Origin of the sequence: Haladaptatus sp. DYF46 (assembly GCF_021083305.1) — an archaeon.
Taxonomy (GTDB): domain Archaea; phylum Halobacteriota; class Halobacteria; order Halobacteriales; family Haladaptataceae; genus Haladaptatus.
Genome location: NZ_JAJFAY010000002.1, coordinates 24,630 through 48,922, shown reverse-complemented (window position 1 = coordinate 48,922; position 24,293 = coordinate 24,630). Strand labels below are relative to the sequence as shown.

Sequence of the window (24,293 nt, the reverse complement as noted above, 5' to 3'; positions counted from 1 at the left end):
GACGACTCACGTCCGATAGCGTCACGCTCACCGCGGGGGGATTCGCGTGACCGAACGAAAGGAGTTCCGCGACCTCGCCGAACCGGAGGACGCACGCGAGGCGATCTCATCGCTCGACCTCACGCCGGAACCGGAGTCGGTATCGCTCACGGAGGCACACGGACGCGTGCTGGCCGAGCGATTCGACGCGGACCGTGACGTGCCGGGATTCGACCGGGCGGCGATGGACGGCTTCGCGGTCAAAGCGCGGGACACCTTCGGGGCCGACGAGGTCGACCCCGCCGTCCTCGACCTCGTCGGGGAGGTTCACGCCGGGACGGAACCCGACGTGGAAGTGGGCGAGGGCGAAGCCGTCGAGATCTCCACCGGGGCCGTCATGCCGCCCGGCGCGGACGCGGTGGTGATGGTCGAGCGAACCGACTACGTGGACCGCGACGACGGACCGGGCGTCGAAATCCGAACCGCCGTCACGCCCGGCGACCACGTCATGCTGGCCGGGGCGGACATCGCTGCGGGCCAGCGAGCACTCGGTCCCGGAACGCGGCTCACCGCCCGCGAAATCGGTCTGCTGTCGGCGCTCGGCGCGGACGAGGTGCCCGTCCGTGGCACCCCTCGCGTCGGCATCATCTCGACGGGCGACGAGTTGGTTCGCCCCGGAAACCCGCTCTCGGACGAAGCGGGGCAGATATACGACGTGAACAGCTACACGGTCGCCGCCGCCGTCGAGGAAGCCGGCGGCGAACCGGTTCTGTATCCCCACGCCGGCGACGACTACGACGAGATGGAGCGCCTGTTGTTGGAGGCGTCCGAGGAGTGCGACCTCGTCCTCTCCTCCGGTTCGACCAGCGCGAGCGCGGTGGACGTCATCTACCGCGTCATCGAATCGCGCGGCGAACTCCTCCTTCACGGCGTCGCGGTCAAACCCGGCAAACCGATGCTCGTCGGTCGGTTCCCCGACTCGGCCTACGTCGGGCTTCCGGGATATCCCGTCTCGGCGTTGACCATCTTCCGAACGTTCGTCGCGCCGGCCATCCGAGAAGCGGCCGGACTGCCCGACCCGACCACGGCGACCGTCGATGCCCGGATGGCCGTCGAGGAGCGCTACGGCGAGGGACGAATGCGACTCATGCCGACCGGCTTGGTCGAGGACGAGCACGGCCACACGCTCGCCTACCCGGTGGACAAAGGGAGCGGAGCCACGACCAGCCTCGTGGAAGCCGACGGCGTCGTGACGGTGCATCCCGACACGGCGTACCTCGCGGAGGGCGAGGCGATTTCAGTGCAACTGTTCTCGCCGGAGGTTCGCCCGCCGTCCATCCTCGGCGTCGGCGAGGACGACCCCGCCCTCTCCCGACTGCTCGATTCGCTCGACTCGCCGCGCTATCTCCCGTTCGGCAGCCGTGAGGGCCTGCGTCGCCTCCGAAACGGCGTGCCGGATTTCGCGGTCGTCACCGGAGAGGCGGAACCGCGTTCCGCCGAAAGTGCGGGCAGAGAAGCCGCGAATGATGCGGAATCGCCGTCTGCCAACGCGAGCACCGAACTCGCGTCCTACGTCCGAGAATGGGGACTGGTCGTTCCCGCCGGAAACCCCGACGAAATAGAGGGACTTTCCGACCTCGTGGACCGCGACCTTCGATTCGTCAACCGCGGGACGAACTCCGGCCTCCGAACCACGCTCGGGAACGCCGTCGCCGACCTCGCCGAGGAGCGCGGAACCACGCGCCGCGACCTCGTCGAATCGATATCCGGGTTCGACCTCACGGTGAAAGCCCACGAAAGCCCGGCCAGAAAGGTCGAGTCGGGGGCGGCGGACGCCGGACTCGGCCTGCGCTCGACCGCCGAAAAACTCGACCTCGGCTTCGTTCCGCTCGGCGAGGAGCGGGTCCGAATCCTCGCCAATCCGAATCGCGAGGAAAAAGAGGGCGTCGAGGAACTGGTCGCGGCGCTCGATTCGACGTTAGTCGGTGTTATCGAAGGTCTGCCGGGCGTTCGGCCATAGCTCGTCGAAGCTGTTCACGCGGTAATCCCCGAGGACGCACTGTTTCCGGCGGGTCGGGTCGTGGCGCTCGACGTGGACTGCGTCCAGTCCCGCGTTCCACGCCGCGCCGATGTCGCTCGAACCGTCTCCGGCGAGAACGCCGTGATCCCCCCGTCCGACGTCGAGTTGCGCCATCGCGTGTTCGACCGGAGCGGGGTCCGGTTTCCAGCCCAGTTGCTCGTCACAGCAGACGACGGTGTCGAACCAGTCGCGGATGTCGAGGCCGTCGAGCACCGGGTCGGTGAGGAACTGTTGGCAGTGTGTCACCAATCCGACCGGGCAGTCGAGATCGGCGACGAACGCGGCGTCGTCGTAGAGGAAGGTGTTTTGGGCGCGAACTTGCGGGTCCTCGATGGCGTGAAACGCCTCCCAGAACTCCACGGGGTCGAGTCCCCACTTCCGGAGTTGGGCGTCGCGCGACCCGCCGAGGCCGTGCCAGATGATTTCGGATTCGTAGTCGGTGAACTCGTAACCGAGTCGGTCACTCACCCGCCCGAACACCGAGCGGACGTAGGACGGGTCGATGTCGATGAGCGTCCCGTCCAAATCGAGCAGCCAAAAATCGTACTCACGGGCGACCATTGGGGTTCATACAGTAGTGCTTCTTCAGCTATAAGTCTTCGTCTAGAGTCGAACGTTCGTCGCGTGAAAAAATTCCTCGTGTGGTGACCGGTCGTTCAGTCCGCCGAGGATTCCACTTCCCGCTCCGTTTCACGCTCGGATTTCGACGGGACCGGTTGGTCGTAGAGGTGGCAGGCCGCGGGATGTGCACGATTCTGGAGCACCGGATTTTGCCGCTCACAGATACTCGCGAACCGGTCCGCCATCACGGCGATAGCGCCGTCCCGGTCGCCGGCGACGAACCGGTCGAACGATTCCGAAACGGTCGCGCGGTTTTCGCCCGCCAACTCCTCCTCGAACAACTCGTCCCACAACTCGGCTTCGAGCGCCTCGTCGTCCACCTCTTCGGGTTTTTTCTCCGCTCCGGCGGCCAACTCCCGAACGCCGTTCAGGGTGAGTTCTCCCGATTCGAGGCGTTCGCGGTAGTCCATCACTTCGCGGTACGCGGGTTGGGAAATCCGAATGTCGTCCGGCGGGATGACGTTCGGACACCGCGTCCTGAAATGGCATCCCGACGGTGGATTACGCGGCGACGGCACGTCGCCCGAGAGCGTGTGTACGTCGCGCTCCTGCTCGCTCGTATCGGCGCGCGGCACGCTCTCCAGCAGCGCCTTCGTGTAGGGATGCTGCGGGTCGGAGAATATCTCGTCCACCGGTCCGAGTTCGACGATTTCGCCGAGGTACATCACCGCCACGCGGTCGGAGATGTGGCGCACCACCGAGAGGTCGTGGGCGATGAACAGGTAGGTCAGCCCCAGTTCGTTCTGCAAGTCCTGCAGGAGGTTCAACACTTGCGCCTGCACGGACACGTCCAGCGCCGAAACGGGTTCGTCCAGCACGATAAACTCGGGTTCGAGCGCGAGCGCGCGGGCGATACCGATACGCTGGCGCTGCCCGCCGGAGAACTCGTGCGGATAACGGTCTATCTGCCCCGCCGACAGGCCGACGCGGTCCATGAGGCTTTGGGCGCGCTCGCGGCGCTCCTCACGCGACCCGACGCTGTGAACGTCGAGCGGTTCGCGGATGATTTCGCCCGCGGTCATCCGCGGGTCGAGGCTGGAAAACGGGTCCTGAAAGACGACTTGCGCCCGCTTTCTGAACTCCGTCAGGTCGTCCATGTCGTAGACGTTCCGGCCGTCGAAGACGACCTTCCCGTCCGTCGCATCGCGGAGGCTCAACAGGGTTTCCCCGGTCGTGGACTTGCCACACCCGGATTCGCCGACCAGCCCCAACGTCTCGCCCTCCTCGATGGCGAACGAGATGCCGTCGACCGCTTTCACGCTTTTCGGCTCGCGGCCGAGGATGCGGTCGGTCAGGGTGTTCTGTTCGAAGTAGTACTTCTGCAGTTCTTCGACGCGAACGAGGTGGTCGGTCATCGTTTCTTCTCCGTTTGAGCGTCCTCGAAGTAGTCCGCCGAGAGCGCACGCGCCTCGTCGTACTCGGTTTCGGCAAGGACGCAGCGCGCTTCGTGTTCGATGCTTCCGCCCGCGTCGTGCATCGCCGGGTGGGAGAGACACTCCTCCATCGCCTTCGGGCAGCGGTCGGCGAAGTAACAGCGGTTCTCCATCTCCGAATCTATCAGGTCGGGGACGTTCCCCTCGATGGGTTGCAGGCGCGGCGCGGGGTCTTCCAAGTCAGGAAGCGACCCGAGCAACCCTTGCGTGTACGGATGGACCGGGGTGTCGAACACGTCTTCGAGGGTGCCGTGTTCGACCAACTCACCGGCGTACATCACGCCGACTCGGTCACACATCCGCGCGACGACGCCGAGGTTGTGCGTGATGAGCATGATGCTCATGCCCGTCTCGTCCTGCAAGTCGCGCAGCAGGTCGAGGATTTGGGCCTGAATCGTCACGTCGAGCGCCGTCGTCGGTTCGTCCGCGATGAGCAGGTCCGGTTCCCCGGCGAGCGCTTGGGCGATCATCGCCCGCTGGAGCATCCCGCCCGAGAACTGGTGGGGGTACTCGTCTGCGCGCTCGGCCGGGTCGGGAATGCCCACCTGCTCCAGTAGTTCGATGGCCTTCGCGCGACTCGGTTCGCTGACGTAGCTTTGGGACGGGAAGATCGTCCCCGCGACGAGGCTCCCCAGTCCGTAGCCCTGCGTCCGCGAACGCGTCGAACGCGGGTTGGATTTCGCCCGCTGTTGGACTTCGACGGCTTCGGCTATCTGCTCACCGACGGTTATCGACGGGTTCAGACTGCTCATCGGGTCTTGGAAGATCATGCTGAACGACGGGCCGCGCAGGGCGCGGCGTTCGCGCGTCGTCAACTGGCGGATGTCCACGAACTCGCCATCGACCGCTTCAGGACGGTTGTCTTCGACTTCTCCGGCGAGCGTGGCGTTTCGGTACCACACTTCTCCCGACGTGATTTTGCCCGGCGACTCCACGAGGTCGATGATGGAGAGCGCTGCGACGCTCTTTCCCGACCCGGACTCGCCGACCACGCCGAACACTTCCTCCTCCCGGACGTCGAAGCTGATGGACTCACAGGCGTTGACCTGCCCCTTCTCGGTGAAAAAGCGGGTCGAGAGGTCGCGCACGCGAAGCAGATCGCTCATACGCCACCTCCTTCGCCTTCGATGCCGGGATCGAGTGCGTCGCGCAACCAATCACCGACAAGGTTGATGCCGATGACGGTGATGACGATTGCCAGCCCCGGAACCGTCGAAATCCACCACGACGTGGCGAGGTAGTCCTTCCCCTGTGCGATGTCGAATCCCCACGAGAGGTTCACCCCGGAGAATCCGAGGTACGAGAGCGAGCTTTCGAGGAGGATGATGGCCGCGATCTGAATCGTCGCGAGCACGATGATCGGCGTCACGCTGTTCGGCAGGATGTGCTTTCGGAGGATGAACGTGTCCCTCGCACCGACCGACCGGGATGCTTTGACGTACTCCTCGCCGACCACCGTCAGGGCCTCGCCGCGCGAGACGCGGGCGAACCAGACCCAGTTCACGAGCGCGACGACGATAACGATAGTTCCCGGAATCCCTATTTTCCCGGGCATTCCCGACACGACGCCGCTGGCGACGAGCGGGTCGGGGATCCAGATGACCGACTGTCTGAACATGCCGACCAGCGCTATCGCTAACACCAGCGACGGGAACGCGAGCATGATGTCCGCGCTCCGCATCAGCGCGTCGTCAACGAGTTCGCCGTAGTATCCGGCGACCAGACCGACGGTCACGCCGATGAGCATCGCCAACAGCGTCCCGAAGAGTCCGACGAGGAGCGACGTCCTCGCGCCGTAAATCACCCGTGACAGCATGTCGCGCCCGAGTTGGTCGGTTCCGAGCGGATGTGACGGCTGGGCCTTCACGTACGTCGTGTTGTTCGTTATCTTGATCTCGCCATCGACCATCTGCGAGCCCGTCTGCGTCGTCTTCTTGCTGAATCCCAACGGCGGCAGTTTCGAGTTGTCCAAATCCTGCCGGTTCGGGTTGTGCGGGGCTATCACCGGGGCGAACGCCGCGATGAGTACCACAGCTATGAGGACGACGATACCGATCTTCGCCAGCAGGCTGTTTCGATATTCGCGCTTGAGGTTGCGAAGCGTTCGCGGGGAGAACCCCCGTCCGAGCGCCTTTCCGATGGCGTCCCGAATGTCGTCCATCATTCGTAGACCACCTGCGGGTTGATGTACGCGTACAGGAAGTCCACGAAGATGTTAACGAGGACGAACCCGGTCCCGATGACGATGAGCGACCCCTGAATCAGCGGCCAGTCGCGGGCGTTGATGGACGTGATGACCAGCGTTCCCAGTCCCGGCCACGCGAACACCGATTCGGTGATAACCGCGCCGCCGATGAGCGTTCCCAACTGTAGGCCGAGAACGGTGATGACGGGAATGAGGGTGTTTCGGAGCGCGTGTTTGTATCGCACCAGCGTCTCCGGGAGTCCCTTCGCCCGCGACGCACGGATGTACGTCTTCCCGAGTTCGTCGAGCATGCCGCTCCGCGTGAGCCGCGTGATGAGCGCGGTGAAGTACGTCCCCAGCGTTATCGCCGGGAGGAAGATGTGTTTCGCCCACGTCACGAGCCCGTTCATGCTTCCCTGCGATACCAGCATCTCCACCGCGGGAACGAATCCGATACCGCGGTGGCTCGTCGGGAACGGCCCCGCGACGGCGAGGAGCATTACAAGCATGATTCCGAGCCAGAAGTTCGGGGTGCTGATACCCGCGAGCGAGAACGTCGTCGCGGCGTAATCCACCGGGTCGTGTCGTCGCGTCGCGCTGATGACGCCCAGTGGAATCGAGAGCACGATGGCGACGATGCTCGATGCAACCGCTAGCTCGACGGTCGCCGGAAGGCGAGCGAAGATGCGCGTGCTGGCCTGCGTTCCCGAGATGAACGAGTAGCCCATGTCTCCGTGGAGGAGGTTCCAGATGTACTCGCCGTACTGAACGTACAGCGGTTGGTTCAGTCCGAGTTCGACCGCAATTTGGCGTTTTAACTCCGGACTTGCATCCAAGGGGGCGATGACCGTAATCGGATTACCGGGCGTAACGAACCGAAGCAGAAACACCACGGTCACGACCCCCCAGATGACGAAGATTCCTTGCACGCTCCGGCGGAGCAGGAATCGTCCCATCGACATCTATGAACACCCCATCGATTGCAAACTCATCTACTTCGGAGAGATGGCGTATGCGTCGATGCGTTCGTCAGTACGGGCCTTCCACTTGAGACGCTCGCTGACGCCGTACACGCTGTACTGCTGATTGAGGTAAATCCACGGCGCTTGGTCGTGGAGGATCTTGTTTATCTCCTTGAGTTTCGAGGTTCGCTTGTCCCCGTCCGGCATGTTCTGTGCCTCCTTCATCAGTTTGTCAACCTTCTCGTTGCTGTAGGAGGTCAACGCTCCGTCGGTCGTGAGAAGCGGGATGATGGTTTGGCTCGCGTCGAACGTCGCGTTACCCCAGCCGATGAGGTAAAAGTGCGGCCCGGTTTCGATGTCGCCGTCGGCCAACTCCCCGGCGAGCGAGTTGAAGTCACGCTGTTTCACCGAACAGTTGACGTTCTTGAGTTGGTTTATCTGCTGGGCCACCGCCTGTGCGATTTCCAAATCCTTCAGATAGCGTCCGACGGGCGTGTGAAGGGTGATCGTCGCTCCCGCGTTGCCGCTCTCTTCGACTAACGACTCCGCCTTCTTCTTGTTCGTCGGGTACGGCTTGGCGTTCGAGTTGTAGCCGGTGAACTCCTTCAACGTGGGCTGACCGGTTTGGTCGGCGAAGCTCGAAAGCACGTTCTTGACGATGCTCGGGAGGTCGATGGCGTAGTTCATCGCCTGCCTGAACTTCGGACTGTCGAACGGCTTCACGTCGTACCGCATCGCGTTGTAGATGATGCGCGTACTCGGGACCGCCGCGAGTCGGGATTTCGAGTTTCCTTTCACGCGTCCCGCGTCCTGCGGCGGAACGTTGACGATGATGTCCGTCTCGCCGTTGACGAGTTGGTTCACGCGCGTGCTGGACTCCTTCGCCGAGTTGAACGTGAGTTCCGAAACCGAGGCCGGGTCCTGCCAGTAGTCGTCGTTGCGTTCGAAGACGACCTTCACGTCCTCCGTGTAGTTCTTGAGCTTGAACGGGCCGGTCCCGTTCATGTTCTTCGCGATGTAGTTCTTGTCGTGGCTTTCCACCCACGACTTCTGCATGATGTCGCCGTAGGACGCGAACAGGGCGAACACGATTGGGTTCACGCCGTCGGACGTGACTTCCACTGCGCCGTCCATCGCTTTTGCCCCCGTCACACCCGAAAGCTGGTCGCTTTGCGGGCTTTCGAGTCCGCCGACGTCGGATTTCACGATGCGGTTGATGCTGAAGGCCACGTCCTCCGCGGTCAGGGTATCGCCGTTGTGGAACTTCACCCCTTCGCGGATGGTGAATTTGACCGTCTTGTCGCCGTTCCGCTCGTACTTCGTCGCCAGTTGCTGGATGATCTTCCCTTCCGCGTCACGCGTGAGTAGGCCCTCGTACGCCTGGAGGACGACGTTGTCCGTGGTCGTCTCCCGGTGGTTTTGCGGGTCGAGCTTGGACGGCATCTGTCCTTGCGTGATGGTGACCGGGAAGTCTCCCGTCGGGGTTTCACCGTTTCCGTCGCTCTCGGTAGTCGACGTCTGACCGTCACCGGTTCCGTCGCCGTCTTGGTTCTGGTTGTCGCCCCCACCGCCGGTACAACCTGCGAGGGCGGCCGACGCCGCTGCGCCGCCTGCAAACTTCAGATACGTGCGCCGATTTAGTCTTTCGTCGGGCATACCCTGACATGGCGGGTAACTCCATATATATCTGTGGTATTGGACAACACAACCCGTGTTCTATTCTATCGTAGGCTTTTCCACCGAATTCAACCGCAGATTTAAGTAATTCGACATTGAAGCCCGTAATATGGCCGTTAACGGCCGTCATCCCTCATTACGAGATCTGTTCGATGAGTCGCCAACCCCGCACATCGCGCACCCACCTCACACCCATCACCGTGATTTCTACGTCACGAGCGACGGATCGTTCGACAGGGACTCCGGTGCCGGTGGACTCGGCGTCATCATCGAGACACGCGACGGCAGGCGCGTCGCCCGTCTCTCCGTCCCCGACGGTGACGTTCCCGACAACAACGTGGCCGAGTACCGAGCGCTCCACCTCGGACTCGACGTACTGGCCGTCCGCGCGCCGAAAAACGCACGGGTCGGCGTGCTGGTGGACCACGATCAACTGGCCGCCAACGTCAACAACGCCGTCCTCGCCCACAACCGGACGGACTGCCGACCGCCGAAACCGTTCTCGGTTCCGCTCGCGGGCAAGCACCACTGGCGGGGCATCCGCGCCAGAATCGCCGGGTTCGGCGAACTCCGGGCCGCGCGGATTCGAAGCGAGCAGAATCCCGCGCATCCGCTGGCGAACGCACCGGACCAGTACGCCCACGTCAACCGCGAACCCGAGCGGTGTCTCCTCCCCGACGCGCCGGGGTCGAGCGAGACGCAGATTCCGCCGCCGTCACGCGCCGACAGGCACGCCCGCGGCTAACGCCCGCGTTTCGTCCCAACTTTCCGAGCCGTCTCCGGGGCGGTTCGATATCGGAATTCAGTCACCCGACCGAGAGGTGCGATACCCGACGGAACTTCGCCGGTCGATTTCGTTCAGTCGGTCGCTAGGATTACTCACGAATCGGGGAGATACGGACAGCGAAACGACTACAATCCCCGTTTGAGTGCTTAATCCAAGGTGGCACGCGAATGGGAACGCGGATGACGAATTGGATCTCGCGGTACTGGAAGCGGAAGACGAATCGACCGGACTACAGGCAGGCGTACGTCAAACTCCCGCTGGACACCGACCTGCCCGCGTTGGCGTCCGAGTTCGAACGCGTGTGCGAGGGCAGACTCGACCGGGTTCCACGCCGGGATTCGCTGGTCGTCGATACCGATTTCGTCCCCGACAAACGGTTCGACGCGGAGCGCTTCGCGGAGTTGGTCGCCGAACTGAAGGCGCGCGCGCCCCGGCAGTACATCCTCCACGATTCGACGAAGTGGCGACGACACGAGGGCGGCGTGGCGAAGATGCACACCGTCGTCCCGGTAAAGCGGTTGTACTCGGTGGGCGAGGAGGAAAAAGAGATGACGGAGACGAGCGTCCGCTAAACCACCTTTTTTCCGCTCGGGTGTCCTCGTGCCTTCGGCACTGCGGGCACCGCTCCTCGAAAAAATCTGCACCGTCAGAGACGAGCTCTGACGAGCCATTCGTTCACTCTCGCTGGTCGTTCACGGAGAGACCAAAAAAGAGCCACTCGCACGGTTCACGGCTCCGTTCCGTCGCCGTTCACTTCGAGGCGCGGGGCGCCTCGTCGCTCGCGGTAATTACTCTTGTTGCGCGTCCACGACCGCAACGCCTGCCAAGTTCACGATGTCGCTTCCACCTTTTTTCGTCATCGGGTGTCCTCACGCCTCCGGCGCTGCGGGCACCGCTCCTCGAAAAAATCTGGACCAAAAAAGAGCCACTCGCTCCCGCTGGTCGCTCGCGGTAATTACTCTTGTTGTGCGTCCACGACCGCAACGCCAGCCAGATTCACGATGTCCTTGACCTCGTCGCCTCGCTGGAGGACGTGGACGGGTTTGTCCATGCCGACGAGCATCGGGCCGATGGCCTCCGCGCCGCCGAGACGCTGGAGGAGTTTGTAGCCGATATTGCCCGATTCGAGGTTCGGGAAGACGAGCACGTTCGCGGGTTGGTCCAACTCCGAGAACTCGTACGTTCCGTTGAGGATCTCCTCGACGACCGCCGTGTCGGCCTGCATCTCGCCGTCGACCGGGAAGTCCACGTCGGGGTCCTCGCGGAGCATCTTGGAGGCCTTGCGCGGCTTCTGCGTACCCTCGTTGTCTACGCTCCCGAAGTTGGAGTATGAGAGGAGTGCGGCGCGCGGTTCGACGTTGAACCGCCGGGCGAGTTTGGCGGTCTGCTTGGTCACTTCGAACAGCACGTCCTCGTCGGGTGCCTGATTGACCGTCGCGTCGGCGCAGAAGACGACGCGGTTCTTGAACGTGAGCATGTACACGCCGGCGGCGTAGTTGACGTCCGGCGCGGTGCCGATGACTTGCAGCGGCGGGCGGAGCGCCGACGGGTAGTGGTGGGTCAGTCCCGTCAGCATGGCGTCCGCGTCGCCCCGTTCGACCATCACGCTGCCGAAGTAGTTCGAGTCCTTTTCGATGAGTTCGCCCGCCTCGCTGTGGGTGATGCCCTTCCGGCCGCGGAGTTCGTAGAGTCGGTCGGCGTACTCCTCGTTGTCGCCGTTCTCCGGGTCCACGATGTCGGGGTCGAAATCGAGGCCGAGGTCGTCGACGTTCGTCCCGATATCCTCGCGGTCGCCGATGAGGACGGGGTCCGCGATGCCCTCCTCGCGCATCTGGTACGCCGCGCGAATCATTTTTCTGTCCGTTCCTTCCGCGAGGGCGACGCGCTTGGGGTCGCTCTTCGCCTTGTTCAGGACGACGCGCATCATCTCGCGGGATTTGCCGAGGCGCGCTTCGAGCGTCTCGACGTACTCCTCCGTGTCGAGTTCGCTTCGGGCCACGCCGGTTTCCATCGCCGCCTCCGCGACGGCGGGCGCGACTTCGAACAGCACGCGCGGGTCGAGCGGTTTCGGGATGATGTAGTCCGCGCCGAACTGGAGCGGTTGGTCGCCGTAGGCTTTGACGACGGCGTCCGGCACGTCCTTTTTGGCGAGTTTCGCCAACGCGCGTGCGGCGGCCACCTTCATGCCCTCGTTGATGTCGCTCGCGCGAACGTCGAGCGCGCCGCGGAAGATGAACGGGAAGCCGAGGACGTTGTTGACCATGTTGGGGTAGTCCGAACGTCCCGTCGCCACGATGACCGTGTCGTCGCGGGCCTCCTTGGCGGCCTCGTAGTCGATTTCGGGGTCGGGGTTCGCCATAGCGAAGATGATGGGGTCCGCGGCCATCGACCGCACCATGTCCTGACTGACGATGCCGCCGACGGAGAGGCCGACGAACACGTCCGCCCCCTCCATCGCGGTTTCGAGGTCGCCCTCCGGAACGTCGCGGGCGAACTCCGTCTTGAACTCGTTGACCTCACCGTTTCGCACGCGGTTTTCGGTGATGATTCCCGAGGAGTCACACATCAGGATGTTCTCCTTTCGTGCGCCGAGCGAGACGTAGAAACGAGCGCTGGCGATGGCGCTCGCGCCGGCGCCGGAGAAGACGATTTTCAGGTCGCTCAGGTCCTTGTCGGTTATCTCCGCGGCGTTGAGGAGTGCGGCCCCGCTGATGATGGCGGTGCCGTGTTGGTCGTCGTGGAAGACGGGGATGTCCATCTCCTCGCGCAGGCGCTCCTCGATTTCGAAGCACTCCGGCGCTTTGATGTCTTCCAGATTGACGCCGCCGAAGGTGGGTTCCATCGCGCTCACGGTTCGAATGATGTCGTTCGGGTCCTGCTGGTCGAGTTCGATGTCGAACACGTCGATGTCGGCGAACCGCTTGAAGAGGACGCCTTTCCCCTCCATCACGGGCTTCGACGCCTGCGCGCCGATGTCCCCGAGACCGAGAACGGCGCTGCCGTTCGAAACGACGGCGACGAGGTTCCCTTTCGCGGTGTACGAGTACGCCTTTCCGGCGTCCTCGGCGATTTCGTTACAGGGGACGGCGACGCCGGGGGAGTAAGCGAGGCTCAAATCGCGCTGCGTGTTCGTCGGTTTCGTCGTCGAAATCTCTATCTTCCCCGGTGGGTCGCTCCGGTGGTAGTCGAGTGAATCCTCGTCGAGTCCCATGCCGGGTACGTTTTCGCCCGCCTGTAAAAAGGTATCCCAATGCGTCGAATTTGCCTTCGACGTCCGTCGAAATCAAAGTTCGAGAACGGCCGGCCGCGGAAGCGCGCCCTCGTAGTCGAACGCCATCACGGATTCCGTCGGCCAGTTTCCGGTCTCCGTGAGGATTTCCATTTCGTTTTCCCCGATGAGAACGGTGTCCTCGCTCTTTGCACCCTGCACGGTCGGGTTCCACGCGTACGCCATCGGCAGTCGAATTTCGTCATCCGTCGTTGGCGTGGCTATCCATTCCCGTCCGGCGTACCCCGCCGCGCCGCCCTGATGGTGGTGCTTCCATTCGCCCTCGTATCCGACGTGTTCGTAGGTCGCTCGAATCGCCTCGAACACGTCCTTGGCACGCCCGTCGAACGCCGCTATCTGCTGCGTCGCCGCGAGCGCCGTGGTCTCCACGATCGCCGCGGCCCGATGTCGCTCCGCGAGCCAATCCGGCGCGTCGAACGCGACGGTTCGCGTACAACTCGCGTGCAGTCCGTCCCGCTCCGCGGTCACGGAGACGTGCGCGTAATCGCCCAGTTTTGCCTCGGTCGGTGTGTAGTGGCGGTACTTCTGCGCTCGCTCGCTCCCCCCGACGAGCGCCACGGGCGTCTCGATGCCGCGTGCGGAGAGCGCGCCGCGGACCGCCGACGCGATCTCCCGTTCCGTGTCGTCCGATTCCAACTCCCGACAGATGGCTTCGACCGCGGCGGCCGTCTCCGCACCCAATTCCCGGTAGTCGTCCGCGTCCTCATCGGTGAGCGGTTCTCGAAGCGGCGAGGCGTCCACCGACTCGAATCCCGGCACGTCGAAGTCCGCCGCGGCGGGCGTCGTCGCGTGCTCCGCGACGGCTTCGCCGAGCGACGACTCGTACCACGGATACTCCTCGACCGGCACGTCGTCGGGGAGTTCCTCCTCGCGGAGGCGACCCGCCTCGATGGAATCCGTGACCACGCGGAGCGTATCGCCGTCGTAGCCGACTGCCGCGACTCCCACGTCGCCCTCGCGGTCCACGACGTTGTTCCCGCCCGTGAGCCACGCGAACGAGTTCGGGCGTGCGAACCAGACTGATTCGAGGTCACGGTCTGCGAGCAGGCCATCGAGGCGGTCTCGTTTCGTCATACGCGACGTATGGTGACCGCACCCCATTAAACGCGTGCTTGGGGTCCGTTCGTGGTTGTCGCTTCTCTCGGGACATTATATCTCCACAAAACTTATTACTTACATACAAGAATGTTCGGAAGCCGACCCGGTTTCGCCCGCGGTGGTGTCCTCTCCGCCCCGTGGTCCCCGCTGAAAGCTTCCGCCCTTTCCTCGTCGAAACGACGTTCCGATGGACGTTCTTCTCCCGCTCCCAGTTCGCGGGAAAGTCGGACAGACCTAAGTAGGCCGCTTTCCAACTCCCGTGAAAGGGGATTACCGTGATAGGAGACGACCAACCCGAGGTGTGTAACTGATGGGGTCTCGATTTCGACGCTTCGCCGCGTTCACGACGGCACTGACGTTCATCCTCATCCTGCTCGGCGTGTACACCGCCGCGATGGGTGCGGGACTTTCGTGTGGTCAAGACTGGCCGTTCTGTCGTGGGGGCGTCCTTCCGCAAACCATTCCGGATTTCATCGAGTGGTTCCACCGACTCGTCGCCATGGTGACCGGATTCTTCATCCTCGGAACCACCATCGGCGCGTGGAAGTACTACGACAGCACGCGAATCCGCGCCGCGACGACCCTCGCGCTGGTCGTCCTGCCGGTGCAGGTGCTGCTGGGCGGCGCGACCGTCCTCATCTACGGTCCGCTCGTGCAAACGGCCCACCACGCCGCCGCGATGGTGATATTCTCGTCGCTCCTCGCGGCGACGCTGTGGGCGTACGAGGAACCGCACCGGGCGACGGCCCCCGCCGCGGATTCGCCCGGCGGCTATCCGTCGGACGACTGACGGCGGCGAACTTCCGACGACCCAGCGGCAAACTACCAACGAACCGTCGGTGAGCGACCAACGAACCGTCGGCAAACGACTAATGGTTCGCGAATGAACGACCAACGAACTGCCGCAAAAATTTTTACCGAAATCCAGTCAACAACCGATAGTAGCTTTCTATAGGGTGTTTGACTATGTAGGGATGGGGGAGAACCACAATGCACAGACGGACCTTTCTCAGGGGAACCGGCGGAGCTGTCGCTGGGCTGACCTTCGCGGGCAACGCGAGCGCACAGAACAGCGGCACCATCAGAATCGGTTCCGACATCCCGTATCGCCCGTTCGAATACAGAACCACGACCGGCGACCTCGTCGGCTTCGACGTTGACATCGCGAACGCGATTTTCGAGGGCCAACTCGACCGAAACTACGAGTTCGTCCAGACGAGTTTCGACACCATCATCCCAAGTTTGAACAACGGGAACTTCCGTGTCATCATGAGCGCGATGACCATCACGCCGGAGCGAGCGAAGCAGGTCGCCTTCTCGAACCCGTACTTCACGGCGTACCAGACCGTCCTCGTCCTGAAAGACAGCGGCATCACGAAGCTACAGGACCTGAAGGGTCAGACGGTCGCCGTCCAAAAGGGAACGACGGGTGAGGCCGCCGCACAGGACTTGAAAAAGCAGTTCGGCGGTGATCTGACCATCGATAGCTACGACCAGATTCCCGACGCCTTCTCGGCGCTGGGGAACAATCAGGCCGCCGCGGTCATCAACGACAACACGGTCAACGCGGCCTTCGCACAGCAGAACGACCAAGTGACGTTCCTGAAGGGGAAGGGGGCCGCGGAGAGGCAGGGAAAGGAGAACGCACCGCCCTATCTCACGCTCACCGTCGAGGATTACGGCATCGCCTTCCGCAAGAACGATAACCAACTCAGAAAGCAGGTCAACGGCGCGCTCTCGACCATCCGACAGAACGGGACGTACGACGAACTGTACAACAAATACTTCCAGACTTCGGAGTCGCCCGGAGGGACCACCAGCGGTTAAGCGCCGCAGGAGTCCTCATGGCAGAGACCTACACCGAACGCGGTATCGAACGTCCGACGGACGGCGAGGAGAGTTGGCTGACCGACCGCCGGGTTCGATGGATGGGAATCGCCGTCGCGGGCGTGTTCACGCTCGGCGTCCTGTTCTTTCTGCTGTTGATTCTGACGCAGTTCGTTGACTACCAGTTGCTCGTGACGATTCTGCCGCAGTTCATCGACGCGTTACTCCTCGTTTTGCAGATAATCATCATCTCTTCCGTTCTCTCGCTCATCTTTGGCGTGATGGTCGGCTTGGGCCGTGTCTCCCAAACGGGGTTCACGCAGCGAATCGCCACACTGTACGTGGAGTTCTTCCGCGGAACACCGCTGTTGTTCCAGTTGTTCGTCGTCTACCTCGGCGTACCGGCGCTCTGGACGAACAGCACGTTTCCGCTGCAGAACTGGAGTTTCGCGGCGGCCATCATCGGGCTGACGCTGAACCACACCGCATACATCGGTGAGGCGGTCAAGGGCGGCATCAACTCCGTGTCCGGCGGGCAGTCGGAGGCGGCGCGGTCGCTCGGCATGTCGTACATCGACTCGATGCGCTACGTCATCCTGCCGCAGGCGTGGCGGAACGCGCTCGCGGCCATCGGCAACGACCTCATCATCCTCGTCAAGGACACCTCGTTGCTGACGGTGCTGGCGATCCCGGAACTCATCAGCGTCTTCCGGAACGTGAACAGCGCGACGTTCGACGCGTGGACGCCCATCGTCGTGGTGTCCGTCGCGTACCTCGTCATCACGGTGCCGCTCGGCAAACTCGTCCGAACGATGGAGTCACGCTCCATGTGGGGGACGGAACGATGAGCGTTCCCGAGGACGAGGATGGAGCGATGGGCGACCCCGACCGTGAGAGCGTCCCCGACGCTCCCGAAGTCGAGTACGAGTCGGTTGACAAGTACTTCGGCGAGACGCACGTCCTGAAGGACGTCTCGCTCTCGGTGGACGACGGCGAGGTGGTCGTCATCGTCGGGCCGAGCGGGAGCGGCAAATCCACCCTGTTGCGGTGTACGAACCGCTTGGAGGAGATACAGGACGGCGACATCCGAATCGAGGGCGAGTCGATAACGGACCCCGAGGTGGACGTGAATCACCTGCGCCAGCACATCGGGATGGTGTTCCAGAGCTTCAACCTCTTCCCGCACAAGACCGCGCTGGAGAACGTCGCGCTCGGGCCGCAGGTCGTCAAGGGATTCGAGGAGGCGGAAGCGAGGAAGTGGGCGACGGCGATGCTGGACCGCGTGGGCCTCTCGGACCAAGCCGAGAAGTATCCGAACCAGCTTTCGGGCGGACAGCAACAGCGCGTCGCCATCGCCCGCGCGCTGGCGATGGACCCGAGCGTCATGCTCTTCGACGAGGTGACGAGCGCGCTCGACCCCGAACTCGTCGGCGAGGTGCTCGAAGTGATGGGCAATCTCGCCGAGGAGGGGATGACGATGCTCGTCGTCACGCACGAGATGGGATTCGCCCGCGAAGTCGGCGATAGGGTCATCCTCATGTCGGAGGGACGAATCGTGGAGTCGGGGCGGCCCACCGACTTCTTCGCTCACCCGGAGACCGACCGCGCGAAACGGTTCCTCGAACGTGTCCACTGAGTGGGTTTCTTTCGTCCCCCGCCTGTCGTACAACCGCCCAAAACCCATTTGTTCGATTGGTCGGGAACAAGGGTATGGATACGATTCATGCCGGAGTCTGGTCGATCGCTCCGGCGCTGGTCGCCATCTGCCTCGCGTGGTATTCGCGCGACGCGATAATCGGTCTCTTCTGCGGTATCGCCAGTGCTGGCGTCGTCTACGGTGCGTTGAAGCCTGCCTCCGCCGGCGTTCCGGGGAGTATGGTCGGGAGCACCGCGGGCACGGTTCTCGGTGCCGTGTTCGGCCTGAAACACGTCCCCGAGATAATCGCCACCGCGCCGCTCTTTTCGGACCCGTGGTACGTCGAAAACGTCCTGCTCGCCATCTTCGCCATCGGCGGGATGATAGGCCTGATGATTCGCTCGGGTGCGCTTCGCGGGGTCCTCGAAGCGCTCACCGCACGAACCGACTCCGCGGCGGACGCCGAGAAGGCGGCGTTCCTCGCGGGCATCATCATCCACATCGACGACTACTTCAACTGCTTGGTGGTCGGGTCGATGATGCGCCCGCTGACGGACAAGTACGATGTCTCGCGGGCGAAGTTGGCCTACTACGTCGATTCGGCGGGCAGTCCCGCCGCCCGTCTCGCGTTCTACTCGACGTGGGGCGCGGCGCTCATCGGTTTCATCGGCAAGGCGCTCGTGCAGGCCCAGAAACAGGACAAACTCCCGGACGGGATGGGCCAGTATGTCGCCGGACAGGGCGACAGCGCCCACGCGGTGACGAACCAGATATGGCCGCTCTTTTTCAACAGCATCTTCTTCGGCTTCTACTCGTGGGTCGCGCTCATCCTCGCCGCGCTGGTCGCGTGGCAGGTCGTTCCCAACATCATGGGCATGGGCCGCGAGGAGTCGCGGGCGCGAAACGGCGGCGGCGTCGTGGGGGACGACCACGACCCGATGATATCCCGCGAGATGGACGAGTACGAGATGGCCGAGACGGCCACCCCCGACTGGCGCAACTTCGCGGTTCCCATCGCCACGATGATTCTCGTCGGCGTCGGCGCGATGTTCTGGCGGAGCAGTCCCGTCCTCACCGCGCCGTCGATGACCACGCTGTTCTCCGTCGGCGGCTATCGGCTCTTGCTCCCGAACGGCGGAAAGTGGGCGTTCAACATCGGTGGGGTAAGTCTTGGTCTCGCGGCCTTCTCCGCGTTGGTCGTCGCGTTCGTCCTCTACCGCGTGAAGGGCGACATCCCGAGCAACAAGGACGCGACCGAGGCGATGACGCGCGGATTCAAGGGTATCCTGCTCGCCGCGGTCATCCTCATGTTCGCCAGTTCCATCCAGAACGCCGTGACCATCCTCGACATCTCCTCGTTCGTCACGAATCACTTCTCCGGCGTGCCGCCGGAGTTCGTCCCCGTCTCGCTGTTCCTCATCACCAGCATGGTGAGTTTCTCGGACGGCAGTTCGTGGTCCACCTACGGCATCATGTTCCCCATCGCGATGCCCATCGCCTTCACCACCGGCGCGAACCTCCCGCTCGTCATGGGCGCGGTGTTCAGCGGCGGCATCTTCGGCGACCACAGTTCGCCAATCAGCGACACCACTGTTTTGGCGTCGTCGACCAGCGGGAGTGACCACCTCGTCCACGTCAGAACGCAGATTCCCTACGCCATCATCTGTGCGACCATCGCGGCGGTGTTGTTCTTCGCCCTCGGATTCGCGCTTCCACAGGGCTTCCGTATCTTCCCGTACTGACCTCGGTTGGTCCAAGGGAAATTTTGAGAAGTTTGATAACTACAGAATGGCAACACGATCGACATGCCCGGCTCCGTCTTTCTGGAAAACGATCCCGTCACGCTTCGTCCCGCGACGGACGAGGACATCGCCTTCCTCCGCGAAAATCAAAACGACCCGCACGTGCGGGCGACCCGACACGCACACCGTCCCGCCGACGAGGACTGGGCGCGACGGCGACTCGGGGGGACGATGGGTCGCAGCGACGACTCCATCGGCCTGCTCGTCTGCGTGGACGACGCGCCCGTCGGGTTCGTCCGCCTCATCCGCGAACACCCGTGGGTGCACGTCACGCGGGACGCCGAACTCGGCTACTGGATAACGCCCGACGAGTGGCGGAACGGCTATGCCACCGCCGCCGCCGAGTGCATGGTCGAGTACGGCTTTTCCGAACTCGGTCTCCATCGAATCACCGCATCCGCCTTGACGACGAACGAGGCGTCGAAGCGAGTCCTGAAGCGGGTCGGGTTCGTGGAAGAGGGCGTGTCACGGGACGCGTCCTTCGTCGACGGGGAGTGGTGTGATATGGTTCGGTACGGCCTCCTCGTCGAGGAGCGGGACCTTCCCTGAGCGGGTTTGAACTGTAGGCACCGCACCCGCCGCGGGAACGAATCCCTTCTCGACGGTAGCGATGGCTTCGAGAAACGGACCGTTCAGAAGAAGTCGCCGAGACCGGACTGACCGTCGTCCGATCGTTCCTCCGTGCTTGCAGACTCGGATTCCGCGTCCGACCCGTCCGCCTTCGACTCGTCTGCCTCCGACTCGTCCGCGTCCGCAACCACTTCGTCGATTTCGTCGTCCGCGCCCGATTCGTCGGTTTCCGCCCCGTCCCCCTCCGACGCGAACTCCTCGAACGCGCCGCCGGAGTTATCGACGGCCGCTGCCGCTTTGGACTCCTCCGCATCCTCGACGATTCCCTGCACCTTGTTCGTGGTCTTCCCGCTCCCGGTGATGAACGCGACGTGTTTCTCCTCCAAATCGTACTGCGCCGCCATCGTCACCGTCAACTCCCGGTTCTTGCAGTGGTGGGTCATCGCCGAGAGGAACGGGATGACCTCGCGCCGGGCCGTACTCATGCTGATGCCGCTCTCCTCGGCTATCTTCCGGGCGATGTAGTCGCGGGTGTTGCGCTTGCCCCGCGAACTGCCGAGTTTGCGCCAGTAACTCGGCGGCCCGTAGCGCGTCCAGCCACCCTTGTCGCCCCGCCGAGAGGCGGCCACTCCGGCCGTCATGTTGTCGCTCGCGTAGCGCCAGTACTTGTAGTTCTGCGTGGCCCGAACCCGGCCCAACCAGCGGTCCGCGTTCGCCATGTAGCCGTAGGCGTCGGCGAGTTCCTGCCCCTCGTAATCCTTCGGGAGGTTGTCCTCTATCCAGTTCAGCATGTTGTCCGGCGTCTCGTCCACGTCGTAGGAGGCCTTCAGCGCGCCCTCCGCATCCTGTTTCTTGATGAGGTCGTCGAGGAAGTCGAAGATGCCGCTGGTCGTGTCGCGCTCGCCCGTCACCACGTCGTCGCGGGTCAGTCGTCCGCCCGTGGTGGCCACGGCCTGCAAATCGTTCACCGCCGAGCGCAGGTCGCCGCTGTCGTTCTCGGCGATGGCTTCCAACGCTTCGGACTCGTACTCGATGCCCTCCTGTCGGCAGATGTCGCGGAGAGCGGGGACGATGCTCCGCGCCGAGACGTTCCGGAACTCGACGGTTTCACAGGCGTTCCGGAGCGAGTTCGACATGTCGTAGAACTCGTTCGCGATGAGGATGAGCGGCTGGTTCGCCGACTTCACCACGTCCGTGATGGCCCGCGACCCGCCGCGGTCGGCGTTGTGCGTCAGGTTGTCCGCCTCGTCCATGATGACGATGCGCCGCCCCGCCGTTCCGCCGGTGAGGGTTCCGCTCTTGGCCGCCTCGCCCGCGATTTGCTTCACCACGTCGCCGGTCCGCTGGTCGCTGGCGTTCAATTCGATGGTCGGCCAGCCCATGTCGTTCGCCAGCGCGTGGGCCGCCGAGGTTTTTCCGACGCCGGGACTGCCGTGGAGGATGACGGCGTCTCCGTGCTCCTCCCACGTCTCGGCCCACTTGCGAAGCTCGTCCCGGGCCTTGTTGTTCCCCCGAACCTCCGACAGCGTGGTCGGGCGATATTTCTCCGTCCAGTCGGTCATTACTGGTCCACACTCGGCGTTCGCGGAACTTAACGATACGGTTGTCGTACCGGACGGTCGACTGGCCGCGGTTAGCGTATTTTCGGTCGCTGTTCGACGGCACGGGTGTCGACCTCGCTACAGAAGATTTCCCTCGGCGACCGAAATCACGCGCCCGCCGACTCGGACGTCGATGTCGTCGTCCGTCTTCGAGGCACGGAGGTGGAGGAGCGAGGGGCGTCCCATCTCGTACCCCTGTTCGACGCACACCTCGATATCGTCCAAGTCGAAGTAGCCGTGCTCGACCAGATACGCCGCTAGACAGCCGTTCGAGGAGCCGGTCGCAGGGTCCTCGGGGACGCCCGCACAGTCGGCGAACACGCGGGCGTGGAGGTCGTTTCCGTCCTCGGCTTCCGGCGCGAAGAGGACGACGTTCATGTTCCCGTGCGGTTCGATGAGGTCCGTGTAGTACGGGCCGTGGTCGGTCTCCGCCCGCCGAACCGCATCGAGCGAGCGAAGCGGAACGACCAGCGTCGGCAGGCCGGTGGAGACGAGTTGCACGGGAAACCGTCGGTCGACGTCCTCCTCGTCGAGCGAGAGGATGCGGGCGGCGAACGAGTGGTCGAAGGTCCGTTCGAACGTCGGCGGGATCTGGTGCATCCAGAAGGTCTCGTTTCCGTCATCGTCGCGCTCCACGTGGACGGGTATCTGTCCCACGCCGAGGTTGAGGGTGAGTTCGTCCGGACGGTCGTCGCGGACGAACTCTCGAATCACGAACGCCGTGCCGATGGTCGGATGGCCCGCGAACGGAATCTCCTCGGCCGGGTCGAAGATGCGGACGTCGTACCCACCATCTCGCGTTTCCGGCGAGTCGATGAACGTCGCCTCGGAGAAGTTCGTCTCGCGGGTGATGGCTTGCATCTCCGCGTCGGTCAGCGACGCCGCGTCGTGAACGACCGCGAGTTGGTTGCCGGCGTACCGCTCCTGTGCGAACACGTCCACCACGTGAAATCGGTTGGTGGCCATACCCGGAAGAGACACGACGAACGGGATGAATGTATCCCCGGTTCAGCCACCACCCACCTTTTTCGACCAGCGTGACGTAGGTTGTTTGCCATGGGGGACATCGAAGCCGTCCAAATGGACGACGAAGAGCGGGACGAATTTCTCACGACCGGCGGAACGGGGGTCATCTCGTTTCCGACCGGAACGGACGAATCTCCGTACTCGGTGCCGGTGTCGTACGGCTACGACGCCGCCGAAACGCACTTCTATTTTCGCCTTGCGGTCGGTCCGGACGGCGGACGCGAGGACGTCGTCGGCAGACCGGTCACGTTCGCCACCTACGACCACGTCGACGGCGGGTGGCGGAGCGTCATCGTCACGGGCGAACTGGACGAAGTGGCGGAGGCGGATATCGACTCGGAGGTGACACAGGGAATGCAACGGGTGGACATTCCGCTCGTGGACCTGTTCGACCGCGACTCGCGGGAAGTTTCGTTCCGGTTCTACCACCTCCGTCCCGAGGAGATAACGAGTCGCAAGGAAGCCCACACGGAAGCGTAACGCCGCCATCCGGGGGTGCCGTACGCTCGACGATATCGGAGGACGGTCGCATCATAACGCGGGATAACAGGAAGTGGACGCGTGGTTCTCGGACCGGCGCAGTGACGGGCCGGTCAGTCGTCCTGATGGACCCGGACCGACCCGTCGCCCTCGATAGTTACTCGGTATCCGGCGAACACAAACGACAGTTCGAGGTCGGAATCGGTGCTGTGGACCACCCTGTCGAGGGCATCCGGGTCGATGAAGTCGTACAACGGCGGGAGTTCGTTTGGTTGAACGCCCGCTCGTGCCGCGACTTCGCGGACGACGTCTCGGGTTATCGATTCGTTGCCGTGCGGTCGGTTCATGGGTTCTCTGTGTGGATCTGAAGCATGCATCGTTAAATCCGACCGACAGATGGATTCGGCGTCGGTGTCGGTCCTGCTGTTGTAGTCTGAGAAACGAAGCCACCTCACGGCGTCGCCTATGTCGAACGGTTTGTCACGTGATGTCGTTCACCATCGTCCCCTTGCTTTCCTCCTCGTCCGGACCGAACAGGGAGCGGAGCAACTTCTCCAGTCCCGTCCAGAGGTGCTGGCTGAACGTCGGTTGGGAAACGTCCATCACCGCCGCACATTCGGCGGCGGTACTCTCGCGGGGCCACGAGAGGTATCCTTCCCGCGTTGCGACTTCGACCGCCGTGAGTTGTTTGTCCGTCAACCCCGCCATTAGATGTTCTTTTTGAGACATATTCGAGAGGCCTGGAAGGGTATCCCCGAGCGTTCGCTTGGACAGGAGGTGGGCATCGCCATGGCGGTCAAAAACCCGATTTACGACCTCCCTGACGTCGCCGTGTGGTGAAACGTCGGCGACGACGCGTGCCTCTCCGTCCTCGGCCCGAATCTCCCGTATCACCGCGTCCGTGGTCGCCAACGTTGCGGCCATACAGGGTTCGGTGACGACGAACTCCATCAACGCGGTGTCCTCGTGGTCGCTCACGACTCGGGCGTCCAGAACCGACGGACGGTCGGCGACTGCATCGAGAACGGTTTCCGGTGCCGCGCCGCGAACGGTGAAGAACTCGAGCATGTTCCCGTCCGACCGATGAACCGCCCGCTCGCCGACGAATTCACACCCCGCTCGCTCCGAGGCGACGATGAAGAAACATCGCTCGTCGCGGAGTGAGAAGACCAATTCGACCGCTTCCGATTGGGGCGGTTGATGACGGGTCATAGCGGTGGTACGGGTCGGAGACGATTAG

The 24,293-nt window shown here is 63.4% G+C and carries 22 protein-coding genes; 10 read left to right on the top strand and 12 right to left on the bottom strand.

Annotation, left to right across the window (positions count from 1 at the left end):
• Positions 1-46 precede the first annotated feature (46 nt).
• Positions 47-1,999, top strand: a complete 1,953-nt coding sequence (locus LJF34_RS11285; protein ID WP_231185114.1) for a molybdopterin biosynthesis protein — start codon at positions 47-49, stop codon at positions 1,997-1,999.
• On the opposite strand, the gene LJF34_RS11280 is transcribed toward LJF34_RS11285, so the two are convergent.
• The 6 genes from LJF34_RS11280 to LJF34_RS11255 all read right to left on the bottom strand — a co-directional run bounded on the left by LJF34_RS11280 (position 1,958) and on the right by LJF34_RS11255 (position 8,916).
• Positions 1,958-2,620, bottom strand: a complete 663-nt coding sequence (locus LJF34_RS11280) for an HAD family hydrolase (protein ID WP_231185113.1) — start codon at positions 2,618-2,620, stop codon at positions 1,958-1,960. The two genes, LJF34_RS11285 and LJF34_RS11280, sit on opposite strands and share 42 nt — an antisense overlap.
• Positions 2,621-2,715: 95 nt before the next feature.
• Complete coding sequence (locus LJF34_RS11275) at positions 2,716-4,035, bottom strand: oligopeptide/dipeptide ABC transporter ATP-binding protein (protein ID WP_231185112.1); 1,320 nt, start codon at positions 4,033-4,035, stop codon at positions 2,716-2,718.
• On the bottom strand, positions 4,032-5,219 hold the full coding sequence (locus LJF34_RS11270) for an ABC transporter ATP-binding protein (RefSeq protein ID WP_231185111.1): 1,188 nt from the start codon (positions 5,217-5,219) through the stop codon (positions 4,032-4,034). The genes LJF34_RS11275 and LJF34_RS11270 overlap by 4 nt, the downstream gene beginning before the upstream one ends.
• Positions 5,216-6,274 carry an ABC transporter permease gene (locus tag LJF34_RS11265; protein WP_231185110.1) on the bottom strand — a complete coding sequence of 353 codons (1,059 nt, stop codon included), beginning with the start codon at positions 6,272-6,274 and terminating at the stop codon, positions 5,216-5,218. The genes LJF34_RS11270 and LJF34_RS11265 overlap by 4 nt, the downstream gene beginning before the upstream one ends.
• On the bottom strand, positions 6,274-7,260 hold the full coding sequence (locus LJF34_RS11260; protein WP_231185109.1) for an ABC transporter permease: 987 nt from the start codon (positions 7,258-7,260) through the stop codon (positions 6,274-6,276). Before LJF34_RS11260 ends, LJF34_RS11265 begins: the two co-directional genes overlap by 1 nt.
• Before the next feature lie 30 nt (positions 7,261-7,290).
• Positions 7,291-8,916 carry an ABC transporter substrate-binding protein gene (locus LJF34_RS11255; protein ID WP_231185108.1) on the bottom strand — a complete coding sequence of 542 codons (1,626 nt, stop codon included), beginning with the start codon at positions 8,914-8,916 and terminating at the stop codon, positions 7,291-7,293.
• A gap of 130 nt (positions 8,917-9,046) precedes the next feature.
• Here LJF34_RS11255 and LJF34_RS11250 point away from each other — a divergent pair, with 130 nt between their 5' ends.
• Complete coding sequence (locus LJF34_RS11250; protein ID WP_231185107.1) at positions 9,047-9,682, top strand: reverse transcriptase-like protein; 636 nt, start codon at positions 9,047-9,049, stop codon at positions 9,680-9,682.
• Between the two features lie 221 nt (positions 9,683-9,903).
• On the top strand, positions 9,904-10,296 hold the full coding sequence (locus LJF34_RS11245; protein WP_231185106.1) for a hypothetical protein: 393 nt from the start codon (positions 9,904-9,906) through the stop codon (positions 10,294-10,296).
• 383 nt (positions 10,297-10,679) lie between these two features.
• Here LJF34_RS11245 and LJF34_RS11240 read toward each other — a convergent pair whose 3' ends face one another.
• Both LJF34_RS11240 and LJF34_RS11235 read right to left on the bottom strand, forming a co-directional pair.
• Positions 10,680-12,935, bottom strand: a complete 2,256-nt coding sequence (locus tag LJF34_RS11240) for an NADP-dependent malic enzyme (protein ID WP_231185105.1) — start codon at positions 12,933-12,935, stop codon at positions 10,680-10,682.
• A 72-nt stretch (positions 12,936-13,007) separates the two neighbouring features.
• The gene (locus tag LJF34_RS11235; protein ID WP_231185104.1) at positions 13,008-14,087 is read right to left on the bottom strand and encodes a M24 family metallopeptidase; all 1,080 of its coding nucleotides are present in this window, start codon (positions 14,085-14,087) and stop codon (positions 13,008-13,010) included.
• 334 nt (positions 14,088-14,421) lie between these two features.
• Here LJF34_RS11235 and LJF34_RS11230 point away from each other — a divergent pair, with 334 nt between their 5' ends.
• The 6 genes from LJF34_RS11230 (at position 14,422) to LJF34_RS11205 (ending at position 19,925) form a co-directional block, all read left to right on the top strand.
• A complete protein-coding gene (locus LJF34_RS11230; protein WP_231185103.1) occupies positions 14,422-14,901 on the top strand; it encodes a COX15/CtaA family protein in 480 nt (159 codons plus the stop codon).
• A gap of 200 nt (positions 14,902-15,101) precedes the next feature.
• Entirely contained in the window at positions 15,102-15,938 is an 837-nt protein-coding gene (locus tag LJF34_RS11225) for a transporter substrate-binding domain-containing protein (protein WP_231185102.1), read from the top strand.
• A 17-nt stretch (positions 15,939-15,955) separates the two neighbouring features.
• On the top strand, positions 15,956-16,786 hold the full coding sequence (locus tag LJF34_RS11220; protein ID WP_231185101.1) for an amino acid ABC transporter permease: 831 nt from the start codon (positions 15,956-15,958) through the stop codon (positions 16,784-16,786).
• Between the two features lie 26 nt (positions 16,787-16,812).
• Positions 16,813-17,574 (top strand): amino acid ABC transporter ATP-binding protein, encoded by a 762-nt coding sequence (locus LJF34_RS11215; protein ID WP_231186315.1) that lies wholly within the window; start codon positions 16,813-16,815, stop codon positions 17,572-17,574.
• A gap of 74 nt (positions 17,575-17,648) precedes the next feature.
• Entirely contained in the window at positions 17,649-19,316 is a 1,668-nt protein-coding gene (locus tag LJF34_RS11210; protein ID WP_231185100.1) for a Na+/H+ antiporter NhaC family protein, read from the top strand.
• 63 nt (positions 19,317-19,379) lie between these two features.
• Positions 19,380-19,925: a GNAT family protein gene (locus LJF34_RS11205; RefSeq protein WP_231185099.1), complete on the top strand. Its 546-nt coding sequence runs from the start codon at positions 19,380-19,382 to the stop codon at positions 19,923-19,925.
• 83 nt (positions 19,926-20,008) lie between these two features.
• On the opposite strand, the gene LJF34_RS11200 is transcribed toward LJF34_RS11205, so the two are convergent.
• Together LJF34_RS11200 and LJF34_RS11195 are read right to left on the bottom strand one after the other, a co-directional pair.
• Positions 20,009-21,508, bottom strand: a complete 1,500-nt coding sequence (locus tag LJF34_RS11200) for a replication factor C large subunit (RefSeq protein WP_231185098.1) — start codon at positions 21,506-21,508, stop codon at positions 20,009-20,011.
• 117 nt (positions 21,509-21,625) lie between these two features.
• Positions 21,626-22,513 carry a PhzF family phenazine biosynthesis protein gene (locus tag LJF34_RS11195; protein WP_231185097.1) on the bottom strand — a complete coding sequence of 296 codons (888 nt, stop codon included), beginning with the start codon at positions 22,511-22,513 and terminating at the stop codon, positions 21,626-21,628.
• A 90-nt stretch (positions 22,514-22,603) separates the two neighbouring features.
• Here LJF34_RS11195 and LJF34_RS11190 point away from each other — a divergent pair, with 90 nt between their 5' ends.
• Positions 22,604-23,053 carry a pyridoxamine 5'-phosphate oxidase family protein gene (locus tag LJF34_RS11190; protein ID WP_231185096.1) on the top strand — a complete coding sequence of 150 codons (450 nt, stop codon included), beginning with the start codon at positions 22,604-22,606 and terminating at the stop codon, positions 23,051-23,053.
• Positions 23,054-23,166: 113 nt separating this feature from the next.
• On the opposite strand, the gene LJF34_RS11185 is transcribed toward LJF34_RS11190, so the two are convergent.
• On the bottom strand, positions 23,167-23,400 hold the full coding sequence (locus LJF34_RS11185; RefSeq protein ID WP_231185095.1) for a HalOD1 output domain-containing protein: 234 nt from the start codon (positions 23,398-23,400) through the stop codon (positions 23,167-23,169).
• Positions 23,401-23,533: 133 nt separating this feature from the next.
• Positions 23,534-24,265 (bottom strand): bacterio-opsin activator domain-containing protein, encoded by a 732-nt coding sequence (locus LJF34_RS11180; RefSeq protein WP_231185094.1) that lies wholly within the window; start codon positions 24,263-24,265, stop codon positions 23,534-23,536.
• Positions 24,266-24,293: the final 28 nt, after the last annotated feature.